This is a genomic window from Pseudomonas sp. F220 (assembly GCF_057813935.1).
Map to the genome: position 1 here is coordinate 341,208 of NZ_JBVASJ010000002.1, position 18,689 is coordinate 359,896.

Annotated in this window: 18 protein-coding genes; 7 read left to right on the forward strand and 11 right to left on the reverse strand. The window is 58.5% G+C overall.

The features are described 5' to 3' along the window. Positions 1-100: 100 nt before the first annotated feature. The 4 genes from ACZYSM_RS03430 to ACZYSM_RS03445 form a co-directional block, all read right to left on the reverse strand. Complete coding sequence (locus tag ACZYSM_RS03430) at positions 101-1,057, reverse strand: AraC family transcriptional regulator (protein ID WP_489068847.1); 957 nt, start codon at positions 1,055-1,057, stop codon at positions 101-103. A 180-nt stretch (positions 1,058-1,237) separates the two neighbouring features. Continuing rightward, positions 1,238-2,167, reverse strand: coding sequence for a catechol 1,2-dioxygenase (gene catA / locus ACZYSM_RS03435; RefSeq protein ID WP_489068849.1), 930 nt, complete (start codon positions 2,165-2,167; stop codon positions 1,238-1,240). 43 nt (positions 2,168-2,210) lie between these two features. Continuing rightward, the gene (gene catC / locus ACZYSM_RS03440) at positions 2,211-2,501 is read right to left on the reverse strand and encodes a muconolactone Delta-isomerase (protein WP_489068851.1); all 291 of its coding nucleotides are present in this window, start codon (positions 2,499-2,501) and stop codon (positions 2,211-2,213) included. A 12-nt stretch (positions 2,502-2,513) separates the two neighbouring features. Then, positions 2,514-3,662, reverse strand: a complete 1,149-nt coding sequence (locus ACZYSM_RS03445; protein WP_489068853.1) for a muconate cycloisomerase family protein — start codon at positions 3,660-3,662, stop codon at positions 2,514-2,516. A gap of 136 nt (positions 3,663-3,798) precedes the next feature. Here ACZYSM_RS03445 and ACZYSM_RS03450 point away from each other — a divergent pair, with 136 nt between their 5' ends. Beyond that, entirely contained in the window at positions 3,799-4,683 is an 885-nt protein-coding gene (locus ACZYSM_RS03450; RefSeq protein WP_489068855.1) for a LysR family transcriptional regulator, read from the forward strand. Positions 4,684-4,695: 12 nt separating this feature from the next. On the opposite strand, the gene ACZYSM_RS03455 is transcribed toward ACZYSM_RS03450, so the two are convergent. Then, positions 4,696-5,709 (reverse strand): AraC family transcriptional regulator, encoded by a 1,014-nt coding sequence (locus ACZYSM_RS03455; RefSeq protein ID WP_489068857.1) that lies wholly within the window; start codon positions 5,707-5,709, stop codon positions 4,696-4,698. A 588-nt stretch (positions 5,710-6,297) separates the two neighbouring features. Here ACZYSM_RS03455 and antA point away from each other — a divergent pair. The 4 genes from antA to ACZYSM_RS03475 all read left to right on the forward strand — a co-directional run bounded on the left by antA (position 6,298) and on the right by ACZYSM_RS03475 (position 10,703). Then, complete coding sequence (gene antA / locus ACZYSM_RS03460; protein ID WP_489068859.1) at positions 6,298-7,686, forward strand: anthranilate 1,2-dioxygenase large subunit; 1,389 nt, start codon at positions 6,298-6,300, stop codon at positions 7,684-7,686. 2 nt (positions 7,687-7,688) lie between these two features. Further along, the gene (antB, locus tag ACZYSM_RS03465) at positions 7,689-8,180 is read left to right on the forward strand and encodes an anthranilate 1,2-dioxygenase small subunit (RefSeq protein ID WP_489068861.1); all 492 of its coding nucleotides are present in this window, start codon (positions 7,689-7,691) and stop codon (positions 8,178-8,180) included. 18 nt (positions 8,181-8,198) lie between these two features. Further along, positions 8,199-9,221, forward strand: coding sequence for an anthranilate 1,2-dioxygenase electron transfer component AntC (antC, locus tag ACZYSM_RS03470; protein WP_489068863.1), 1,023 nt, complete (start codon positions 8,199-8,201; stop codon positions 9,219-9,221). 78 nt (positions 9,222-9,299) lie between these two features. Then, the gene (locus tag ACZYSM_RS03475) at positions 9,300-10,703 is read left to right on the forward strand and encodes an amino acid permease (protein WP_489068865.1); all 1,404 of its coding nucleotides are present in this window, start codon (positions 9,300-9,302) and stop codon (positions 10,701-10,703) included. 274 nt (positions 10,704-10,977) lie between these two features. Here the strand turns inward: ACZYSM_RS03475 and kynA are convergent, their stop codons facing one another. Together kynA and kynB are read right to left on the reverse strand one after the other, a co-directional pair. Beyond that, positions 10,978-11,832, reverse strand: a complete 855-nt coding sequence (gene kynA / locus ACZYSM_RS03480; RefSeq protein ID WP_489068867.1) for a tryptophan 2,3-dioxygenase — start codon at positions 11,830-11,832, stop codon at positions 10,978-10,980. A 34-nt stretch (positions 11,833-11,866) separates the two neighbouring features. Continuing rightward, positions 11,867-12,508, reverse strand: a complete 642-nt coding sequence (kynB, locus tag ACZYSM_RS03485; protein WP_489068869.1) for an arylformamidase — start codon at positions 12,506-12,508, stop codon at positions 11,867-11,869. Between the two features lie 301 nt (positions 12,509-12,809). Between kynB and ACZYSM_RS03490 the strand changes: the two genes are divergently transcribed. Continuing rightward, positions 12,810-13,154, forward strand: coding sequence for a cupin domain-containing protein (locus tag ACZYSM_RS03490; protein WP_158830155.1), 345 nt, complete (start codon positions 12,810-12,812; stop codon positions 13,152-13,154). Between the two features lie 184 nt (positions 13,155-13,338). Here ACZYSM_RS03490 and ACZYSM_RS03495 read toward each other — a convergent pair whose 3' ends face one another. The 4 genes from ACZYSM_RS03495 to ACZYSM_RS03510 all read right to left on the reverse strand — a co-directional run bounded on the left by ACZYSM_RS03495 (position 13,339) and on the right by ACZYSM_RS03510 (position 17,578). Beyond that, entirely contained in the window at positions 13,339-14,061 is a 723-nt protein-coding gene (locus ACZYSM_RS03495) for a L,D-transpeptidase family protein (protein WP_489068872.1), read from the reverse strand. A gap of 59 nt (positions 14,062-14,120) precedes the next feature. Beyond that, complete coding sequence (locus tag ACZYSM_RS03500) at positions 14,121-14,975, reverse strand: M15 family metallopeptidase (RefSeq protein ID WP_489068874.1); 855 nt, start codon at positions 14,973-14,975, stop codon at positions 14,121-14,123. A gap of 174 nt (positions 14,976-15,149) precedes the next feature. Beyond that, entirely contained in the window at positions 15,150-16,037 is an 888-nt protein-coding gene (gene mmsB, locus ACZYSM_RS03505; RefSeq protein WP_489068876.1) for a 3-hydroxyisobutyrate dehydrogenase, read from the reverse strand. A 14-nt stretch (positions 16,038-16,051) separates the two neighbouring features. Next, the gene (locus ACZYSM_RS03510) at positions 16,052-17,578 is read right to left on the reverse strand and encodes a CoA-acylating methylmalonate-semialdehyde dehydrogenase (RefSeq protein WP_489068878.1); all 1,527 of its coding nucleotides are present in this window, start codon (positions 17,576-17,578) and stop codon (positions 16,052-16,054) included. Positions 17,579-17,740: 162 nt separating this feature from the next. On the opposite strand from ACZYSM_RS03510, the gene ACZYSM_RS03515 reads away from it, so the two are divergent. Continuing rightward, entirely contained in the window at positions 17,741-18,688 is a 948-nt protein-coding gene (locus ACZYSM_RS03515; protein WP_489068880.1) for a LysR family transcriptional regulator, read from the forward strand. Position 18,689: the final 1 nt, after the last annotated feature.

An 18,689-nucleotide genomic window follows, 5' to 3' on the forward strand; every position in this document is an offset into this window, starting at 1 on the left:
GCAAGGCTCATGCTAGGGAGGTGGCGCAGGCGGCAATATCCGCTGAGTGCAGATCGCTATCCGTTTTCTGCACAGGGGGATTGGGGGATTCAGAGGGGGTTCAGTGACGACGCTTGAGGGTGTCCGACGGCAATTCGCCGAACTGCTGGCGATAACTTTGCGAGAACCGTCCCAGGTGCAGGAAGCCATAGTCCATGGCCAGCTCCGTGACGTTGCGCACGTTGCACGTCTCATCGCCGAGACAGGCATGCACCCGCTCCAGCTTCTTCAGGCGAATGTAGTTGTTCGGTGTGGTTCTGGCATGGCGCTCGAACAGGGAGTACAGCGAACGCAGGCTCATGCGAGCCTGAAATGCCAGCTCCTCACTGCCGATGTCCTGCTTCAGGTTCTGCTCGATGTAGTCGACGATGTGCTCGAAGGTAGCGCCCCGGGAGCTCAAGTGAGCGCGACTGACGTTGGTTTGCATCAGGCTGAGCATCTTGCTCGCGACAATCTGCGCGTAATGCTCCTGGACCTGAAGCATGGGTTCGCTCGCTTCAGCTTCCATGCAGACCATAGCCAGCAAATTGACGAAGCCTTCCAGCTCTCCCAGGGTGTAGCGATTCTGCAAAAAGCGCACACCTGGCCCTGGGTGTAGCCAGCGCTGCTCCAGACAGGCCGACTCCAGCAGACTGGTCGGTATTTTTAGAATGAATTTTTCGCAGTCGGCGGAATAGGTCAGATCGACCGGGTCATCAGGATTGATCAGCAGCAGTTCGCCAGGCGCCAGGTAGTGTTCCTGATCACGCCCGCGCCACAGGCAATTGCCCCTGAGCAGGACTTGCAGGTGATAGATGGTTTCCAGTGCCGGTGAGGTGACGTGAACACTGCCGCCGTAGCTGATGCGGCACAGGTCCAGGCTGGCGAACTTGCGATGATTGAGGCTGGCCTGCGGGCTAGAGGATCTGGGCAGGTGGATGCAATGCACACCGACATGCTGATTGACGTAACCGGACACCGCGTAGGGGTCGGCACGCTCAAACACCATGCTGCGCTCGCTCAGCAGACGACTTTCCATAACCGGTCACTCTTATTGTTCTTCAGCCGTGATTCTAAGCTAGCCAACACTGCAAAAAACATCGCGAGATAAACGGTCAGTTATCTCGCGACGCTGCGGCGATGGGCCAGTGCCGTTAAGAGAAACTGGCGTTACCCAGAGACTTCCGGCGCAGGCTGCGATCTTTGCGGCGATGGACGGTCAGTCTTCCAGGGCGCGGACCCGCTCCATACGTTTCTGTTCAACCGGTTCGGCGGCGGACTGCACAGTGAAGTCAAAGTCGATCTGCGCGAAACGCCCTTCGACGCCCAGCTCGCGGGCCATTTCCTGATCTTCGCTGAAACGAATCTCGGCGATCAGCTCATCACGGGTCGCGTAAGCGAAATCGTCGTGCAGGTACGGATCACCGGACAGGTTGATCTGCGTGGTCAGGTGCCGATGGCCAGGCGCCGAGATGAAGAAGTGGATATGCGCCGGACGCTGGCCGTGGCGGCCCAATTGATCCAGCAACTGCTGGGTCGGACCGGTCGGCGGGCAGCCGTAGCCGGACGGCACGATACTACGGAAGCGATAGTGACCTTGGGCATCGGTCTCGATACGGCGGCGCAGGTTGAACTCCGATTGCGTGCCATCAAAGTAGGAATAGGTGCCACCCGTATTGGCTTGCCATACGTCGACGATAGCGCCGGCCAACGGTTTGCCGTCGGTGTCGCGGACCTGGCCCTGCATGAACAACGGGACGCCCGGATCCAGACCATCATCGAGACGCGCTTCGTATTTCGACAGCGGCGCACCGGCCACGTACAGCGGCCCTTCGATGGTCCGTGGCGTGCCACCGGACTTGCCGGCCTGCTCGTCCGCGGCATCCATCAGCAGGTCCAGATAATGCTCAAGGCCTAAACCTGCCACGAGCAAACCGGCTTCCTGGTTTTTGCCCAGTTCGTTGAGGTAGTTGACCGCTTTCCAGAACTCTTCCGGGGTCACTTCCAGGTCTTCGATGATGTTTACCGAGTCGCGCAGGATCCGGTAGATCAACGCTTTGGCCCGTGGGTTACCGCCGTCATTCAGGTTGCCGCTGGCTTCTTCTAGAAACTTTTGGACGCTGGCAGTGTGGGAAATTCTGACTGACATGATTTATTCCTCATCTTGTATTTATTAGGTTAGAGCACAAAGGTTAGCGATCGTCTTCGCGAATCGACGAAGGATGCCGGCACAGTGCATTCACTTCGATGGCCATGTACGGGTAAAGCGGCAGTTGCATCAGCAGGTCATGCAGCTCCTGCACGCTGTCGACGTCGAATACGCTGTAGTTGGCGTAGAGACCGGCGATCCGCCACAGGTGCCGCCATTTGCCTTGCTGTTGCAGTCGCTGAGCCAGGGCTTTTTCGTCAGCCTTGAGCTGGGCGGCGCGCTCGGGATTCATGTCGACCGGCAGGTTCACGGTCATTTTTACGTGGAACAACATGGCTTGATGTCCTCAGGCGTGTGAAGTGATAGGGGAAGATTTGTCGCGTCGGAAGAACGCCAGGCGCTCCTCGTCGAGGGTCAGGCCCAGGCCCGGCTCGTTCGACACATGCAGCTGAAAATCGCGGTAGACCAGTGGCGCGGCAAGGATGTCTTCGGTCAGTAACAGCGGACCGAACAGCTCGGTATCCCACGCCAGTTTGCCCAGGGTCAGGAACGCATGAGCCGACGCCAGCGTGCCAATCCCGCCTTCGAGCATGGTGCCGCCGTACAGGCCGATCCCCGCCGCTTCGGCAATCGCTGCAGTGCGCAACACGGCGCGCGGGCCGCCGTTCTTGGCGATCTTCAGGGCAAACACCGAGGCCGCGCCTTCGCGGGCCAGATTGAACGCGTCCTCGACACATTCGATGGACTCGTCGGCCATGATCGGCGCCGGACTGGACAGGTTGAGCCGGGCCATCCCGCTACGGTTATTGCGCGAGATTGGCTGCTCGATCAAATCGATGCCGTTGTCGCCCAACACCTGACAGGCCCGCAGAGCAACGGCTTCATCCCAGGCCTGATTGACGTCGACCCGAACGCTGGCGCGATCGCCCAGGGCTTTTTTGATGGCGATAACATGGGCCAAATCCTGACTCACCTCGCCCGCGCCGATCTTCAGCTTGAAGATCCGGTGACGACGCAGATCGAGCATCTGCTCAGCTTCGGCGATGTCTTTTTCAGTGTTGCCGCTGGCCAGGGTCCAGGCCACCGGCAAGGCATCACGCACGCGTCCGCCGAGCAACTCGCTGACCGGCAGGCCAAGGCGCTTGCCCTGGGCATCGAGCAATGCGCTTTCGATCCCGGATTTGGCGAAGGTGTTGCCGCGAATGCTGCGATCCAGGCGTAGCATGGCCGCGTTGATGTTGCAGGCATCCTGGCCGATCAACAGCGGTGCGAAATGGCGGTCGATATTGGTCTTGATGCTGTCCGGGCTTTCGTTGCCGTAGCTTAGGCCACCGATGGTGGTGGATTCACCAATGCCTTCGATACCGTCGGCGCAACGCAGACGGATGATCACCAGGGTCTGGTTCTGCATCGTGTGCATCGCCAGCTTGTGCGGGCGGATGGTCGGAAGATCGACGATGATCGTCTCGATCGATTCAATGGCGCTAGCGTGCATGTCGATACCCGTCAGGTTCTTTGCTTGTTTTACCCGATTCTGCCCCCCATTTTTTAGCCGTTCCAATATAGAATTGGTCTCGATCCATACCTTCAGGGTATGCAACACACTGAACCGCTCTCTTTGAGGAGTCCCCATGGAGCTTCGCCATCTGCGTTATTTCCAGGTACTGGGAGAAACCCTCAACTTCACCCGCGCCGCCGAGCGTTTGCATATCGCTCAGCCGCCCCTCAGCCGACAGATTCAGCAACTGGAAGACGAGTTGGGCGTGGTGCTGCTGGAGCGCGGCCGCCCGCTGCGACTGACAGAAGCCGGACGGTATTTTTATGAACACTCCAACGTTTTGCTCGAACAATTGGGCAAGGTCTGCGACAACACCCGTCGCATCGGGCTGGGCGAGAAGACCTGGCTGGGCATCGGTTTTGCCCCTTCGACCTTGTACGGCATGCTGCCAGAGCTGATTCGCCGCTTGCGCAACAACGACGCCCTGGAACTGGAACTGGGCTTGTCGGAGATGACCACCCTGCAACAGGTCCAAGCGCTCAAAGCCGGCAGGATCGATGTCGGCTTCGGCCGCATCCGGATCGACGATCCGGCGATTCAACAACGGGTATTGGTCGAGGATCGGCTGGTCGCCGTCCTTCCCGCCGGTCACCCGTTGCTGGCCGGGCCGACGACCCTTGCCGAGTTGGCCAAGGAGCCTTTCGTGCTCTACCCGGGCAACCCCAGACCGAGCTACGCCGACCATGTGATCGCGCTCTTCGATGCCCATGGGCTGAGTATCAAGGTGTCCCAGTGGACCAATGAGTTGCAGACCGCCATCGGTCTGGTCGCGGCCGGCATGGGCACGACGCTGGTGCCGGCGTCGGTGCAGGTGCTGCACCGCGCCGATATCGGCTACACACCGTTGCTCGAGGCCACGGCCACCTCGCCGATCATTCTCAGTCGGCGCGTTGCCGACCAGTCGCCAGGCCTCAATCACTGCCTGCAACTGATTGAGGAGTTGCTGATTCAACCCTGAACGCCAGGATATTCAGAGCCCACGCATACGCCGGGCTTCGTTACGCTGCAAGGTCATGCTCGGGGATTCGTCGAACAACTTGCGGTACTCGGCGGAAAAACGCCCGAGGTGGGTGAAGCCCCAGCCCATGGCGATCTCCGAAATATTGCGCGCCGAGCCGTGCTCAAGGATTTCCTGGCGCACGGCGTTCAACCGGTATTTTTTCAGGTAGACCATCGGCGACAGGGCGAAGTACTTCTTGAACGCCTCGAACAATTTGAAACGCGAGACCCCGGCCGCAGCTTCGATGTCTTCCAGATGCAACGCTTCGCGGGCGTTGTCGTGAATGTGCTGCTTGGCCCTGATCAGGTAGTGCGGCAGCTTCACCCCCAACACGTCCCGAAGCTCTTCGGAATAATTGTTCGGCTGGGCGAGGATCAAACCTTTGATCAATGAACTTTCAATGTCCCGAGTGAAGGCCACCTGTTCGTACAGTTCACTGCTGCGTTCCAGCTCGGCGATGAAATAACGTGCCATGCGCCACCACGAGGCTGACGCGCCGTCGACCGCATCCATCACCGACTCGAAACGCAACGGCGCATCCAGTGGTCGCTGAAGCATGCCTTCCAGAGACTCACTCATGGCAGCGCGGGTGATCACCACCTGGACTTTGCGACAATCGCCGGAGATCGCCAGCACCTGGCTTTCATTCGGAGAAATGATCACCCCTTGATCGCGGTTGGACTTCAACAGCGTGCCATTCTTGCTCAACTCCTGCTCACCCACCAGGGGCAAACTCAGGCTGTAACTGCTGAAGTGCTCGGCGTCTTCGATATCGACGGTGACGTCGGTGCCGTATTCGATAGTGCCCAGGGTCGTGGCCATCGACTTGAATACATTGGCGCTGTGATGGAAGCGGATCCGCTCGGGCGTCGAGGTCACGAGTCGATGCGGCCCACAGATACCGGACATCCAGGTCCTCGCACCCTCGAGGTCATAGCGATCGATACGAATGTCGCGAAACTGCGGATCAGCGTTGCTACTCATCACGGCGCACCCACGGCTGTATTTTTTCAGCGCGCTCTGACGGCGCGTATCAGGCTTGAAAAGAGCAAGTTCTACGCCACAAAACCACCCTGCCAACCCAGTGGATAGCAATCATCGACTAAGTGGATAAAGCACCTGTCTTGAAGCTGACGCAAGCCATCGAACAGCGTTCGACGCGCCACAAAACAGTACCTCATTGCTGCAAACAGGTGCAGCCGTTCATCGCCTGGTGCAGGGGCTTGAGTAGTAGCTGCTCAGTTCGATACATAGGGTGTTACCCCTTTGCGTGTCCGTACAAATCCCCGTAGCAGCTGCCGAAGGCTGCGTTCGAGCGCGCAGCGGTCGTGTTGTAAGGTCTGCAACCGCAATCTTTCAGGAAAACCCTACATACCGATTTTACGACCGCTGCGCGGCCGGACGCAGCCTTCGGCAGCTGCTACGGGATCAGCGCACCACCGAATGTCCATTGGCTCACCAATTGCCATCGAATTTTATGGACTGCCTTCGCCGACAAACCGGATAGACCCCTGCCCGCCCCACTCTCTCTAATGAGCGTACCGATTGGCCCGAATAAAAAAGGTACACATTATGAGTGGCGCAAAAAACGTCGAGCAATGGAAAACGTTTATTGAGGGCTGCCTGGACTTCCGTCCGGCAGACGGCGTGTTTCGGATCGCCCGGGACATCTTCACCGAGCCGCAGTTGTTCGATCTGGAGATGGAGCTGATCTTCGAAAAGAACTGGATCTATGCCTGCCACGAAAGCGAGCTGGCCAATAATCACGACTTCATCACGATGCGTGCCGGCCGCCAGCCGATGATCATTACCCGTGACGGCGACGGTCAGCTCAACGCGTTGATCAATGCCTGCCAACATCGCGGCACGACATTGACCCGCGTCGGCAAGGGCAATCAGTCGACGTTCACCTGCCCGTTCCACGCCTGGTGCTACAAAAGTGACGGGCGCCTGGTCAAGGTCAAGGCTCCCGGCGAATACCCGGAAGGTTTCGACAAAGCCACTCGCGGCCTGAAAAAAGCCCGCATCCAGAGCTACAAGGGGTTTGTGTTCATCAGCCTGGACGTGCACGGCGATAACAGCCTCGAAGACTTCCTCGGCGACGCCAAAGTGTTCTTCGACATGATGGTCGCCCAGTCGCCGACCGGTGAGCTGGAAGTGCTGCCCGGCAAGTCGTCCTACACCTACGACGGCAACTGGAAACTGCAGAACGAAAACGGCCTCGACGGCTATCACGTCAGCACCGTCCACTATAACTACGTGGCCACCGTGCAACACCGCCAGCAGGTCAACAGCGAGAACGGCACCCGCTCAAGCGGCACGCTCGACTACAGCAAGCTGGGTGCTGGCGACGCCAATACCGATGACGGTTGGTTCGCCTTCGATAACGGCCATAGCGTGTTGTTCAGCGACATGCCCAACCCGGCGGTGCGTTCCGGTTACGCCACGATCATGCCGCGTTTGATCGAAGAGCATGGCCAGGAAAAAGCCGAATGGATGATGCATCGCCTGCGCAACCTGAACATCTATCCGAGCCTGTTTTTCCTCGATCAGATCAGCTCGCAACTGCGCATCATCCGCCCGATAGCCTGGAACAAGACCGAAATCATCAGCCAGTGCCTGGGCGTCAAGAATGAGTCGGACGCGGATCGCGAGAACCGGATTCGTCAGTTCGAAGACTTCTTCAACGTGTCCGGACTCGGCACCCCGGATGACCTGGTGGAGTTTCGCGAAGCCCAGCGTGGTTTCCAGGCGCGCCTGGAGCCCTGGAGCGATATTTCTCGCGGCAGTCATCAATGGGCGACCGGCGCCACACCCAACAGCGAGTCGATTGGCATCATGCCGGCAATGACTGGCACCGAATTCACCCACGAAGGGCTTTACGTCAACCAGCACAGCAACTGGCAGAAATTTCTGCTCAATGGCCTGGAAGCGAAATCCCTAAAGCTGCATGAGGTGTGAACATGAATCCGCAATTGCAGTACCAGATCGAGCAGTTTTTCTATCGCAAGTCTGAATTGTGCGACGCCCAGGATTGGGACGCCTATATCACGCTGTTCGACGAGCACAGTGAGTTCCACCTGCCGCAATGGGACTCGGAACACGTCTACACCCGCGACCCAAAACGCGAAATGTCGCTGATCTACTACCCCAACCGTTCGGGTCTGGAAGACCGCGTGTTCCGCCTGCGCACCGGCAAAGCCGCTTCCGCGACTCCAATGCCGCGCACCCTGCACCTGATCAACAACGTGCGCATCGATGAACTCGAGGGCGGCGACCTGGAGGTGCGTCTGAACTGGCACACCCTGTTCTATCGCCTGGCCACTTCCGAGCAGTTCTACGGGAACGCGACCTATCGTCTCAAGCCTCACGGAGACAGCTGGGTCATTGCCCGCAAACACGTCCTGCTGCTCAACGACACCATTAACTCGGTGCTCGATTTCTACCACCTCTGAATCCATGGAGACCGGGGCATGAATCACAAGGTCGCGTTCAGCTTTGCCGACGGCAAAACGCTGTTCTTTCCCGTACAACCCAACGAAATACTGCTCGACGCCGCCCTGCGCAACGGCATCAATATTCCCCTGGATTGCCGCGAGGGCGTCTGTGGAACCTGCCAGGGCCGCTGCGAATCGGGCGACTACAGCCAGGATTATGTGGACGAGGAAGCCCTCTCCAGTCAGGACCTGCAGCAACGCAAAATGCTTACCTGCCAGACCCGAGTGAAGTCCGACGCTGCGTTTTACTTCGACTTCGCCTCCAGCCTGTGCAATGCCTCGGGTCCCGGCCAACTCACCGGTACGGTCACCGAGGTCAGGCAGGTCTCGGCCAGCACGGCGATTCTGCATCTGGATTTGGGCACGGCAGGCCAGCCCCTGGATTTCCTGCCGGGGCAATACGCCCGGCTGCTGATCCCGGGTACGCAGAGCAAGCGTTCCTACTCGTTCGCCAACCGGCCGAGCAACAGCAATCAACTGCAGTTCCTGATTCGCCTGCTGCCTGACGGAGTGATGAGCAACTACATCCGCGAACGCTGTCGGGTGGGCGACGAAATCGGACTGGAAGCGCCGCTGGGTGCGTTCTATCTTCGTCATGTCGCCAAGCCGCTGATTCTGGTCGCCGGTGGCACCGGGCTATCTGCGCTGCTGGGCATGCTCGATGAGCTTGCCGAGCGCGGGTGCGAGCAACCCGTGCATTTGTACTACGGTGTCCGGGACGCCGCTGATCTGTGCGAAAGCGCGCGCATCAAGGCCTATGCCGAACGCATTCCGGGGTTTCGCTACACCGAGGTGGTCAGCGATCCATCGCCTGCGTGGGAGGGAAAGCGCGGTTATATCACCGAGCATTTCGACACCAGCGAACTGCGCGACGCGGCGGTCGACATGTACGTCTGCGGCCCACCGCCGATGGTCGAGTCGATCAAGACCTGGTTGCAGGAACAGGCACCCGAGAGTGTTCATCTGTATTACGAAAAATTTACCGAGAGTAATATCTGATCATTCAAAAATGAGCAGCGATTGAATAACCTGACGTATTCAAAGCAGGCCTGACCATAACAACTAGAAGGGAACCCGATGGCGGATGAAATCTTGCAACAAGGCGAGCTCAAGCGGGGGTTGAAAAATCGTCATATTCAACTGATCGCATTGGGTGGAGCCATTGGTACCGGGCTGTTTCTAGGCTCCGCCGGAGTACTCAAGTCGGCCGGACCGTCGATGATCCTCGGCTATGCGATTGCCGGGTTCATCGCCTTCCTGATCATGCGCCAACTGGGAGAGATGATTGTCGAAGAGCCGGTCGCCGGTTCCTTCAGCCACTTTGCCCACAACTACTGGGGCGGCTTTGCCGGTTTCCTGTCCGGCTGGAACTACTGGGTGCTGTATGTGCTGGTGGGCATGGCGGAGCTGACCGCCGTTGGCAAGTACGTTCAGTTCTGGTGGCCCGAGGTGCCGACCTGGGTCAGCGCGGCAGTGTTCTTCGTGCTGGTCAACCTGATCAACACGATGAACGTCAAAGTGTTTGGCGAGATGGAGTTCTGGTTCGCCCTCATCAAGGTCGTGGCGATCATCGGCATGATTGCCCTGGGCTGTTACATGCTGGTCAGCGGTACTGGTGGCCCGCAGGCTTCGGTGAGCAACCTGTGGAGCCACGGAGGTTTCTTCCCCAACGGCACCAACGGTTTGCTGATGTCGATGGCGTTCATCATGTTCTCCTTTGGCGGCCTGGAGCTGGTCGGCATCACCGCTGCTGAAGCCAGCGAGCCGAGGAAAGTCATTCCCAAGGCGATCAATCAAGTGGTTTACCGCGTATTGATCTTCTACGTCGGCGCACTCACCGTGCTGCTTTCGCTGTATCCGTGGGATCAACTGCTGCAAACACTGGGCGCTTCCGGCGATGCCTACAGCGGCAGTCCGTTTGTGCAGATCTTCGCCTTGATCGGCAGCAACACCGCGGCGCAGATCCTCAATTTTGTGGTGCTCACTGCGGCACTTTCGGTCTATAACAGCGGCGTCTACTGCAACAGCCGCATGCTCTACGGCCTGGCCGAACAGGACGATGCACCCAAGGCGCTGATGAAACTGAACAAGCAGGGCGTGCCGTTACTGGCGCTCGGCGTATCGGCGTTAGTCACCATGCTGTGCGTGGTGGTCAACTACGTCGCCCCGCATGAAGCGCTCGAGTTGCTGTTCGCGCTGGTGGTCGCCTCGCTGATGATCAACTGGGCGCTGATCAGCCTGACGCACCTGAAGTTTCGCAAGGCCATGGGCCAACGCGGCATCGTGCCCGGCTTCAAGGCGTTCTGGTCACCCTACACCAATTACCTGTGCCTGGCCTTCATGGCCATGATCATCTGCGTCATGCTGATGATTCCAGGGGTACGCGCCTCGGTCTTCGCCATCCCGGCCTGGGTATTGATCATCTTCGTTTTCTACCGGATTCGGTTAGCCAGGACTCGCTCGGTGTCGGTCGCTCAATAACCTTCAGCCAGTCGACAAAAAGCCCCGACATTCGATGAGTGCCGGGGCTTTTGTATGTCGGGTTAGAGGCATTTACAAGTGCGACGCGCTCTATGTAGCAGCTGCCGCCAGGCTGCGTCCGGCTGCGCAGCAGTCGTAATCCTGACGCCGCAACTCTTCAGATAAGCAGCAGTAGCCCGAACGGCGAGGACTTCGGTCGAGCGCGACCCCGGCTCGAACGCAGCCTTCGGCAGCTGCTACAAGGGATCAGCGCTGCCTTGCGTATCAGCATTGCTCAAAGCGTTGAGCGAACCCGCCACAATTCCGGGAACAGCACGGTATCGAGCATTTTGCGCAGGTAACCGACACCTTCGGTGCCGCCGGTTCCCGGTTGAAAACCGATGATCCGCTCAACCGTTGTGACATGGCGGAAGCGCCACTGACGGAACGAATCTTCAAGGTCGATCAGCTTTTCTGCCAATTGGTAGAGATCCCAATAACGCGAAGGGTCGGTATAGACCTCGCGCCAGGCCGCTTCGACGGAGGCGTCATGCATCGTAGGGCTGGTCGGGTCGCGTTCGAAACGCTGCGGGTCGATCGTCAGGCCGGCGCTGGCCAGCAAGCGAATCGCTTCGTCATACAGCGACGGTGTGGCAATCGCCTTTTCAAGCTCTGCCAACAGCTCCGGCCGATGCGCATGCGGGCGCAAAAGGGTTGCACTTTTGTTGCCCAGAATAAATTCGATCTCACGGTACTGAAATGACTGGAACCCCGATGACTGCCCCAGAAACGGCCGTATCGCGTGGTACTCGGTGGGGGTCATGGTGGCCAGCACTGTCCAGGCATGGACCAACTGATCGAAGATCCGCGAGACCCGAGCCAGCATCTTGAAGGCAGGCGGCAACTCTCCCAGCCTGACGTGTTCGCGAGCAGCCTTGAGCTCGTGCAGCATCAGCTTCATCCACAGCTCGGACGTCTGATGCTGGATGATGAACAGCATCTCGTTATGGTCCGGGGACAAGGGGTGCTGAGCGCTGAGAATCTTCCCCAGGTCCAGGTAGTCGCCGTAGCTCATGGAGTCTGAAAAGTTCAGCTCGGCGTTATGCCACTCCGCCGACTGGTTTTCAGGTGAATAGGGACATTGGCTCATTGAGTCGGCTCCTCACGTTGCGGTTGCGGTTTATTCAGTGGACCAGTGGACGCAAAATCGCCCTGACCGGACTGGCATCCAGGTTGGCAAAACGTAGCGGCAAAGCGATCAGTTCATAGTCCCCTTCCGGAACGTCATCGAGCACGATGCCTTCGAGGATGGCCATGCCATGCCGGGCCACCGCATTGTGCGAATCCATGGTCTTGGATTGCTGAGGGTCCAGCGACGGTGTATCGATACCGATCAAGCGCACGCCCAGACTTGCCAGCAGGTCGACGGTTTCTTTGGCGACAGCCGTAAAGTCCGGATCCCAGGCCGTCAGCGGCGCTTGTCCATAGGTGCGCAGCAGAACGCGCTCGGGCAGGTCTTCCAAGCGACCGTCAAGTTGCTCAGGATGCACCAGTTGGCCGCTGTCCAGGCAATGCAACACCCGGCAGGGACCGATATAAACATCGAGCGACACATCGCCAATGGCCGCACCGTCAGCGCTGTAATGCAGCGGCGCATCGACATGGGCGCCGGTGTGAGGAGACAGAGTGATGCGGCCAACATTCACCGGACACTCCGGCCCAAACGTCCACACGCGCTCCTCCTGAAAAGGTGTGTCACCCGGCCAGGTGGGTGTAGCGGCGCTCAAGGGCGGGCTGATATCCCACCACAACATTGTTTTTTTCATTGCAAAGCTCTTGGCCTGTTCCGAAGTGAATGATACGAGTGAACCCTGTGAATATTCTTGCGAAAACCTCCGGAAACGCCCAAATATTTCGCACATATTGCTAATAATCAGGCTTTTACTGAGTGGAAATTTCAACGAAAAAAACAGCCCGTTCAAAAGTCTGCTTTCATCCTCCGAGCGTTGCGTGAATGCACGCCGGCCGCTGCGCTTCTGGATACCTCAGTGTCGAGTACAGACAACTGACACCTCGCCAAGCGCTATAGGGTGCGACTTCAGTTCTCCCTTAACGCCCGGAGTTATCATGTCCGCACCGATTACCGTTCTTCGCGATACCCACCCATTGCCAGTACTCGACGCCTGCAAATGGGAAAAGCTCGAAGGCGACCCGCACACCGTCAACCTCAACGCCTACACCAGCGAAGACGGCAGCAAGATCATGGGTACCTGGATCTGCACACCGGGCAAATGGCGAGTCGAGTATGTGAAATGGGAGTACTGCCATTTTCAGGAAGGCTACTGCGTCATCACCCCGGACGGCATGGCGCCAATCCATCTGCGGGCGGGTGATATTTTCGTTATCGAACCGGGGATGACAGGCACCTGGGAAGTGGTCGAGACCGTGCGCAAGTATTTCGTTTTCGCCTGATTCTGAGTTCCCACTTTTTGGGGACGGGTTTGCCCTGGCAGGCCGTTGAAAAATTCAGCCCTAACGACCCCAACCCGCCAAGTTTGAATTTTTCAGACTTGGCGTTGCCCCTCATCCCGCCTCAATTAACGGATATTTGCCGATTCCGGCGCAGGCCAACATCAGACAGCATGATTCGACTGTTTCAACGTTTGGGAAGATTCCAGCTTACGCGATAGCGCTCGTATTCCGCCTCGGGCATTTGCACCAGCAAAGGAGTCTCGCGGGGATCTAGCCAGGTGAACAGATGAGAAATGTCCGCTGGATCCATGGCCGTGCAGCCAAGCGTTGCGGAAGTTGGCCCATGCCATATGTGGAAGAAGATGCATGAGCCAGAAGCCGGGGACGCAGGCGTATTGTGTTCGATAAAAATGCCCTTTCGATATAAGTCATCATCGCGGCGCATATGTTCGGAACTGGTCCAGTCCTTTGAGACAGCCAGCCCCTCGACAAGCTCGTTATAGCGTTTGGAGTTGCTGTCATCCACGCATTCGGTCATCGAAGTGAGAGGGGTATAAGGTAATTTGGTTTTGGCCGTACTGTCATAACCAAAAGCCGTTCCAATGTTGAATATCCCTGCCGGTGCTTTTCCATCGCCTTCACGTTTAACCGGACCTTGGCCTTGTTCGTCGTGGTTGATGCCGCGGCCCCAGGCTAAACCGCTTTTGCCGACAACGACCGGAAATGCTTCTCCGTACTTCTGAAACGTTTGCCCATGGCGTTCATAGCGCTGCGCGGTCCCTTTGAAGTCAGTCCAGTTTTTTGTTGTGACCACAATTAACTGATTACTGGTATCAGGAACTTGCGCTAGCACCAGACTTGAAAAAAGAAGCATCAATAGGGGGCAGATTTTAAATAATCTTTTCAAAGTGAATCATCCCTTGATATGCATCATTGTCGTTTTAATTCAGTCAATCCGCGAGGGCATCAATGATCTTCTTGGCCCGTAACGCTGGTCTCCAAGGGTGTAATGGGGAAGTCCAGGGCCTTGTCCAACGCAGGATCCCGGATATAGGTGAAGTGCCACCATTCGCCCGCGTAACCGACAAATCCCTCTTTCTGCATGGCGTTGGTGAGACGCTGGCGATTCTGCCTGGCCGTTGGACTGATCATCGGGCTGGCGGTATGGGCTCGCTCATCGAAGCAGTCAAAGCCCGTTCCCATATCAAGGGCGCCATCGCGTAACCGCTGGCCATAGGGGGCTGCACAATCAACTTGCGCGGTCGAGGCCGTCCACATTTCGGCGGGCAAAGCCTCGGGGCCTGTGAGCGTCACATCCACAGTGCCCCCCTTCGAGTGATTTGAAACCCGGGCCACGTAACCCAGACGCCAGAAGTCCGTCTTGTTCACGCGCGGGTAGAACTCGACCTTGAGGGGGTCACCCGGCTCATTCGAGAAGCGCCCCATGTCCGCGACAGCACGGCTGGGTCGATAGCAGTCGAACACCTTCAAACCGTAACCCTGTGCACGCAGTGCCGTTTGTACCCGGGCGATGGCCTTCGCCGCGTCTTGCGACAAGATGCACTCCGCGGCGGCGTAACCGTCGAGCGGGCGCCCCGTGAAGTTGTGAGCACTGGCATAGCGAATGTCCTGCTGAATGCTCGGATCGATCGTACGCAAGTAGACCATATGGCCAGGCATTGACTCAGCGCAGGCCGTGGATGGCGCGAAAACGCTCAGGCACATGACGGATCCCAGACCCAGAAGTGCGAGCGTGCGGTGGGAACCTGTCAGGGAGAGCAACAAGTAGGACAGAGGTTTGATGGTGCGTGTGCAACGCATGCGCTGTCTCCAAAGACTCTGGCATCTAAACCAAGTCGGGCAATGGCTCGACGTCAGGAAACAGTATCAATCAATGCCGATACGTTAGGGAATTTCAGGCTCAATGCATTCCCCCGTAGCAGGTCCAGTGTAAAAAACCGAGAGCCCACCCGACGTGGGCTCTCGGAAAACCCCTTATTGGGGTTTGCGATAGCTGTTGATGATTGCCGAGAAGTCCTTGCCACCTTCCCCACGCTGCCCCATCGCCTGATACAACTGCTCGGCCACTGCGCCGAGCACCACCGGTTGGTGCGCCTGACGCGCTGCTTCAGTGGCCAGCCCCAGATCCTTGAGCATCAGCTCGGCATGGAAACCGCCGGTGTAACCGCGCGAAGCCGGCGCCGTTTCGACGATGCCTGGCCATGGGTTGTACATCTCCGAACTCCAGCAACGCCCGGTCGAACTGTTGATGACTCCGGCCAGCACCTGGGTGTCGATCCCCAGTGCGTCGCCCAACGCCATGGCTTCGCTGACGCCGACCATGGAAATCCCCAGCAGCAGGTTATTGCAGATTTTGGCGATTTGCCCGGTGCCGACTTCACCGCAACGCACGATGTTGCGGCCCATTTGCGCCAGCACTGGCTGCAGAGTAGCGAACAGCTCCGGCGTGGCGCCGACCATGAAAGTCAGGGTGCCTGCCTGCGCGCCGCCGGTGCCGCCGGAGACCGGTGCATCGGCCATCGCCACGCCTTGCTTGGCCGCAGCGGCCGCCACATCGCGGGCGGTCTGCGGGTCGATGGTGCTGCAATCCACCGCAGGCACACCCTTGGCGATCCCGGCCAGCACACCGTCTTCACCCAGCCAGACGCTGCGCACATGGGCGGCGGCCGGCAACATGGTGATGACCAGTTCGCTGCCTTGAGCCGCTTCACGAGGTGAAGCGCTGATGCTGCCACCCAGCTGAGCCAGTTCCGCGAGCACGGTCTGGTTCAGGTCGAACAGGTTCAGCTCGTGGCCGGCCTTGATCAGGTTGCGCGCCATCGGCGCGCCCATGTTGCCCAGACCGATAAATGCAATCTTCATGTTCTTCTCCTCGATCAGCGCAAGTGAATGGTGGTGTTCACGCCATCGTTCACGCTGTCATCGTCGAACCAGCGACTGGTGACCGTCTTGGTCTGAGTGTAGAACTGAACCACTTGTTTGCCGTACGGACCGAGGTCACCAAGCTTGGAGCCACGGGAACCGGTAAAGCTGAAGAACGGAACCGGCACGGGGATCGGGATGTTGATCCCGACCTGGCCGACATCGATCTCGTTCTGGAATTTACGTGCCGCTGCGCCGCTCTGAGTGAACAGGCCGGTGCCGTTGCCGAAGGGGTTGCTGTTGACCAAAGCGATGGCTTGATCAAGGGTATCGACTTCCAGCACCACCAGTACCGGACCGAAGATTTCCTGTGTGTAGATCTGCATGTCGGTGGTCACACCGGAGAACAGAGTCGGGCCAATGAAGTTGCCCTGCTCGAACCCCGGAACCTTGACGTCGCGGCCGTCGAGTTCCAGCTTCGCGCCTTCCTTGATGCCCGCTTCGATCAATCCCAGCACGCGGGCCTTGGCCTTTTTGGAGATCACCGGGCCGACATCGGTGCCCGGCTCGCTGCCGGCATTCACTTTGAGCTTCTGCGCCAGTGCCTTGAGGTCCGGCAGCCATTGCTTGGCTGCGCCCACCAGCACCACGACAGAGGTGGCCATGCAACGTTGGCCAGCCGCACCGAAACCGGCACCGACCAGAGCGTTGAGGGCTTGCTCACGATTGGCATCGGGCAGCACCACCGCGTGGTTTTTCGCGCCCATCATCGATTGCACGCGTTTGCCATGTTTGCCGGCCAGGTCGTAGACATGAGTACCGACCGCAGTCGAACCAACGAACGACACAGCTTTGATGTCTTTGTGAGTGCACAGCGCATCCACCACATCCTTGCCACCGTGCACCACGTTGAGCACGCCCGGCGGAACCCCGGCTTCCAGCGCCAATTCCACCAGCAGCATGGTCGACATCGGGTCCTGCTCGGAAGGCTTGAGGACGAAAGTGTTGCCGCAGGCAATCGCCATCGGGAACATCCACAGCGGAATCATCGCAGGGAAGTTGAACGGAGTGATCCCGGCACAGACGCCGATCGGCTGACGCAGCGTGTAAGTATCGACACCACCGGCGACGTTCTCGGCGAATTCGCCCATCTGCAGGCTGCCAATGGAGCACGCGTGCTCGACCACTTCCAGACCACGGAAAATATCGCCTTCGGCATCGGCAATGGTTTTGCCCTGCTCGGCGCTGAGCACTACGGCAATGCGTTTGGAGTGTTCGCGGATCAACGCCTGGAGCTTGAGCATGATGCGCATCCGCGCGCCGATCGGCGTCAGCTTCCAGGTCTGGAAGGCGCGATGGGCGGCACTGATAGCTGCGTCGACTTCAGAGGCAGTAGCGAACGGAACTTTGGCCAGCACTTGCTGGGTGGCCGGGTTGACGATGTCGTGCCACTCGGTGGTCTGCGACTCGACCCATTCGCCGTCGATCAGCAGCTTGACGCGTTGCAAGGTGGTTTCGTCTAGCGTGAGAGATGCGTTCATGATGGTCTCCTGGCTTCTTGTTATTGAAGTGGGTTGCTGTGCAGGGAGCCAAGGCGTTTTGTCGCCTTGAAATGAGGCGGCGTCCCGAGTTGTTTGTCGGACTGTTTCTGGAGTATAGATGTGCAAACTTCTAATAAGAACGCACATAAAAGCCGGTCCAACATGCAAAAAAACATCACATCTTTAAGCGCATTGAACTGGGACGACCTGAAGTTCTTCCTCGAGGTCGCCCGTACACGCAAGGCCAGCACGGCCGCCAAACGCCTGGCGGTGGACTACACCACTGTGTCGAGGCGCATCAGCTCACTGGAAGGTGCGCTGGGAACTTTGCTGTTCGAAAAGTCGCGGACCAACGGCTTCGTGCTGACCGCCGAGGGCCAGCGCTTGCTGGGTTACGCCGAGTCGATCGAAAGCACGCTACACATGGCCTGCGAGCAGGTTTCGGGCTCTGGCGTGGCGCTGTCGGGTCATGTTCGCATGGGTTGCACCGAGGGGTTCGGCAGCTTCTTTATCACCCCGCAGCTGAGCCACTTCGTCGACACCTACCCGGCAATCTCGGTGGACATCCTGCCGCTGCCGCACTTCATCAGCCTGTCCAAGCGTGAGGCGGATATCGTCATCGCTCTGGAACGCCCGGAGCACGGCCCGTACGTGTGCTGCAAACTCTGTGACTACCGTTTGCAGCTGTACGCGACCCAGGACTACCTCGACAAACACCCACCAATCCGCCGCCCGGCAGACTTGGTCAACCACCAGTTCATAAGTTATGTCGACGATCTGGCGTTCAGCTCGGAGCTGCTTTACCTGGCCAACGTGTTGCCCGGCGCCAGCGCCAACCTGCGCAGCACCAGCGTGATTGCCCAGTACGTCGCCGCCCAACAGGGGCGCTCGTTGGCAATCCTGCCGTGTTTTCTTGCAGCGCAGGACCCGCGTCTACTGCCGGTGCTGCCAGAAGAAATCAACATCACCCGGCAATTCTGGATGTACTGCCGCGAGGACCTGCGCAAGCTCAAGCGCATTACCCTGCTGTGGGACTACATCCGCAGCGTGACCGAGCAGAATCAGCGCTTGTTGATGGGGGAAACCCGCTCGATGCTGTTCGCGGATTAAT

Coding starts and splice junctions, on each gene's coding strand:
- ACZYSM_RS03430 (WP_489068847.1), bottom strand. CDS start 1,057: ATGGAAAGTCGTCTGCTGAGCGAGCGCAGCATGGTGTTTGAGCGTGCC.
- catA (WP_489068849.1), bottom strand. CDS start 2,167: ATGTCAGTCAGAATTTCCCACACTGCCAGCGTCCAAAAGTTTCTAGAA.
- catC (WP_489068851.1), bottom strand. CDS start 2,501: ATGTTGTTCCACGTAAAAATGACCGTGAACCTGCCGGTCGACATGAAT.
- ACZYSM_RS03445 (WP_489068853.1), bottom strand. CDS start 3,662: ATGCACGCTAGCGCCATTGAATCGATCGAGACGATCATCGTCGATCTT.
- ACZYSM_RS03450 (WP_489068855.1), top strand. CDS start 3,799: ATGGAGCTTCGCCATCTGCGTTATTTCCAGGTACTGGGAGAAACCCTC.
- ACZYSM_RS03455 (WP_489068857.1), bottom strand. CDS start 5,709: ATGAGTAGCAACGCTGATCCGCAGTTTCGCGACATTCGTATCGATCGC.
- antA (WP_489068859.1), top strand. CDS start 6,298: ATGAGTGGCGCAAAAAACGTCGAGCAATGGAAAACGTTTATTGAGGGC.
- antB (WP_489068861.1), top strand. CDS start 7,689: ATGAATCCGCAATTGCAGTACCAGATCGAGCAGTTTTTCTATCGCAAG.
- antC (WP_489068863.1), top strand. CDS start 8,199: ATGAATCACAAGGTCGCGTTCAGCTTTGCCGACGGCAAAACGCTGTTC.
- ACZYSM_RS03475 (WP_489068865.1), top strand. CDS start 9,300: ATGGCGGATGAAATCTTGCAACAAGGCGAGCTCAAGCGGGGGTTGAAA.
- kynA (WP_489068867.1), bottom strand. CDS start 11,832: ATGAGCCAATGTCCCTATTCACCTGAAAACCAGTCGGCGGAGTGGCAT.
- kynB (WP_489068869.1), bottom strand. CDS start 12,508: ATGAAAAAAACAATGTTGTGGTGGGATATCAGCCCGCCCTTGAGCGCC.
- ACZYSM_RS03490 (WP_158830155.1), top strand. CDS start 12,810: ATGTCCGCACCGATTACCGTTCTTCGCGATACCCACCCATTGCCAGTA.
- ACZYSM_RS03500 (WP_489068874.1), bottom strand. CDS start 14,975: ATGCGTTGCACACGCACCATCAAACCTCTGTCCTACTTGTTGCTCTCC.
- mmsB (WP_489068876.1), bottom strand. CDS start 16,037: ATGAAGATTGCATTTATCGGTCTGGGCAACATGGGCGCGCCGATGGCG.
- ACZYSM_RS03510 (WP_489068878.1), bottom strand. CDS start 17,578: ATGAACGCATCTCTCACGCTAGACGAAACCACCTTGCAACGCGTCAAG.
- ACZYSM_RS03515 (WP_489068880.1), top strand. CDS start 17,741: ATGCAAAAAAACATCACATCTTTAAGCGCATTGAACTGGGACGACCTG.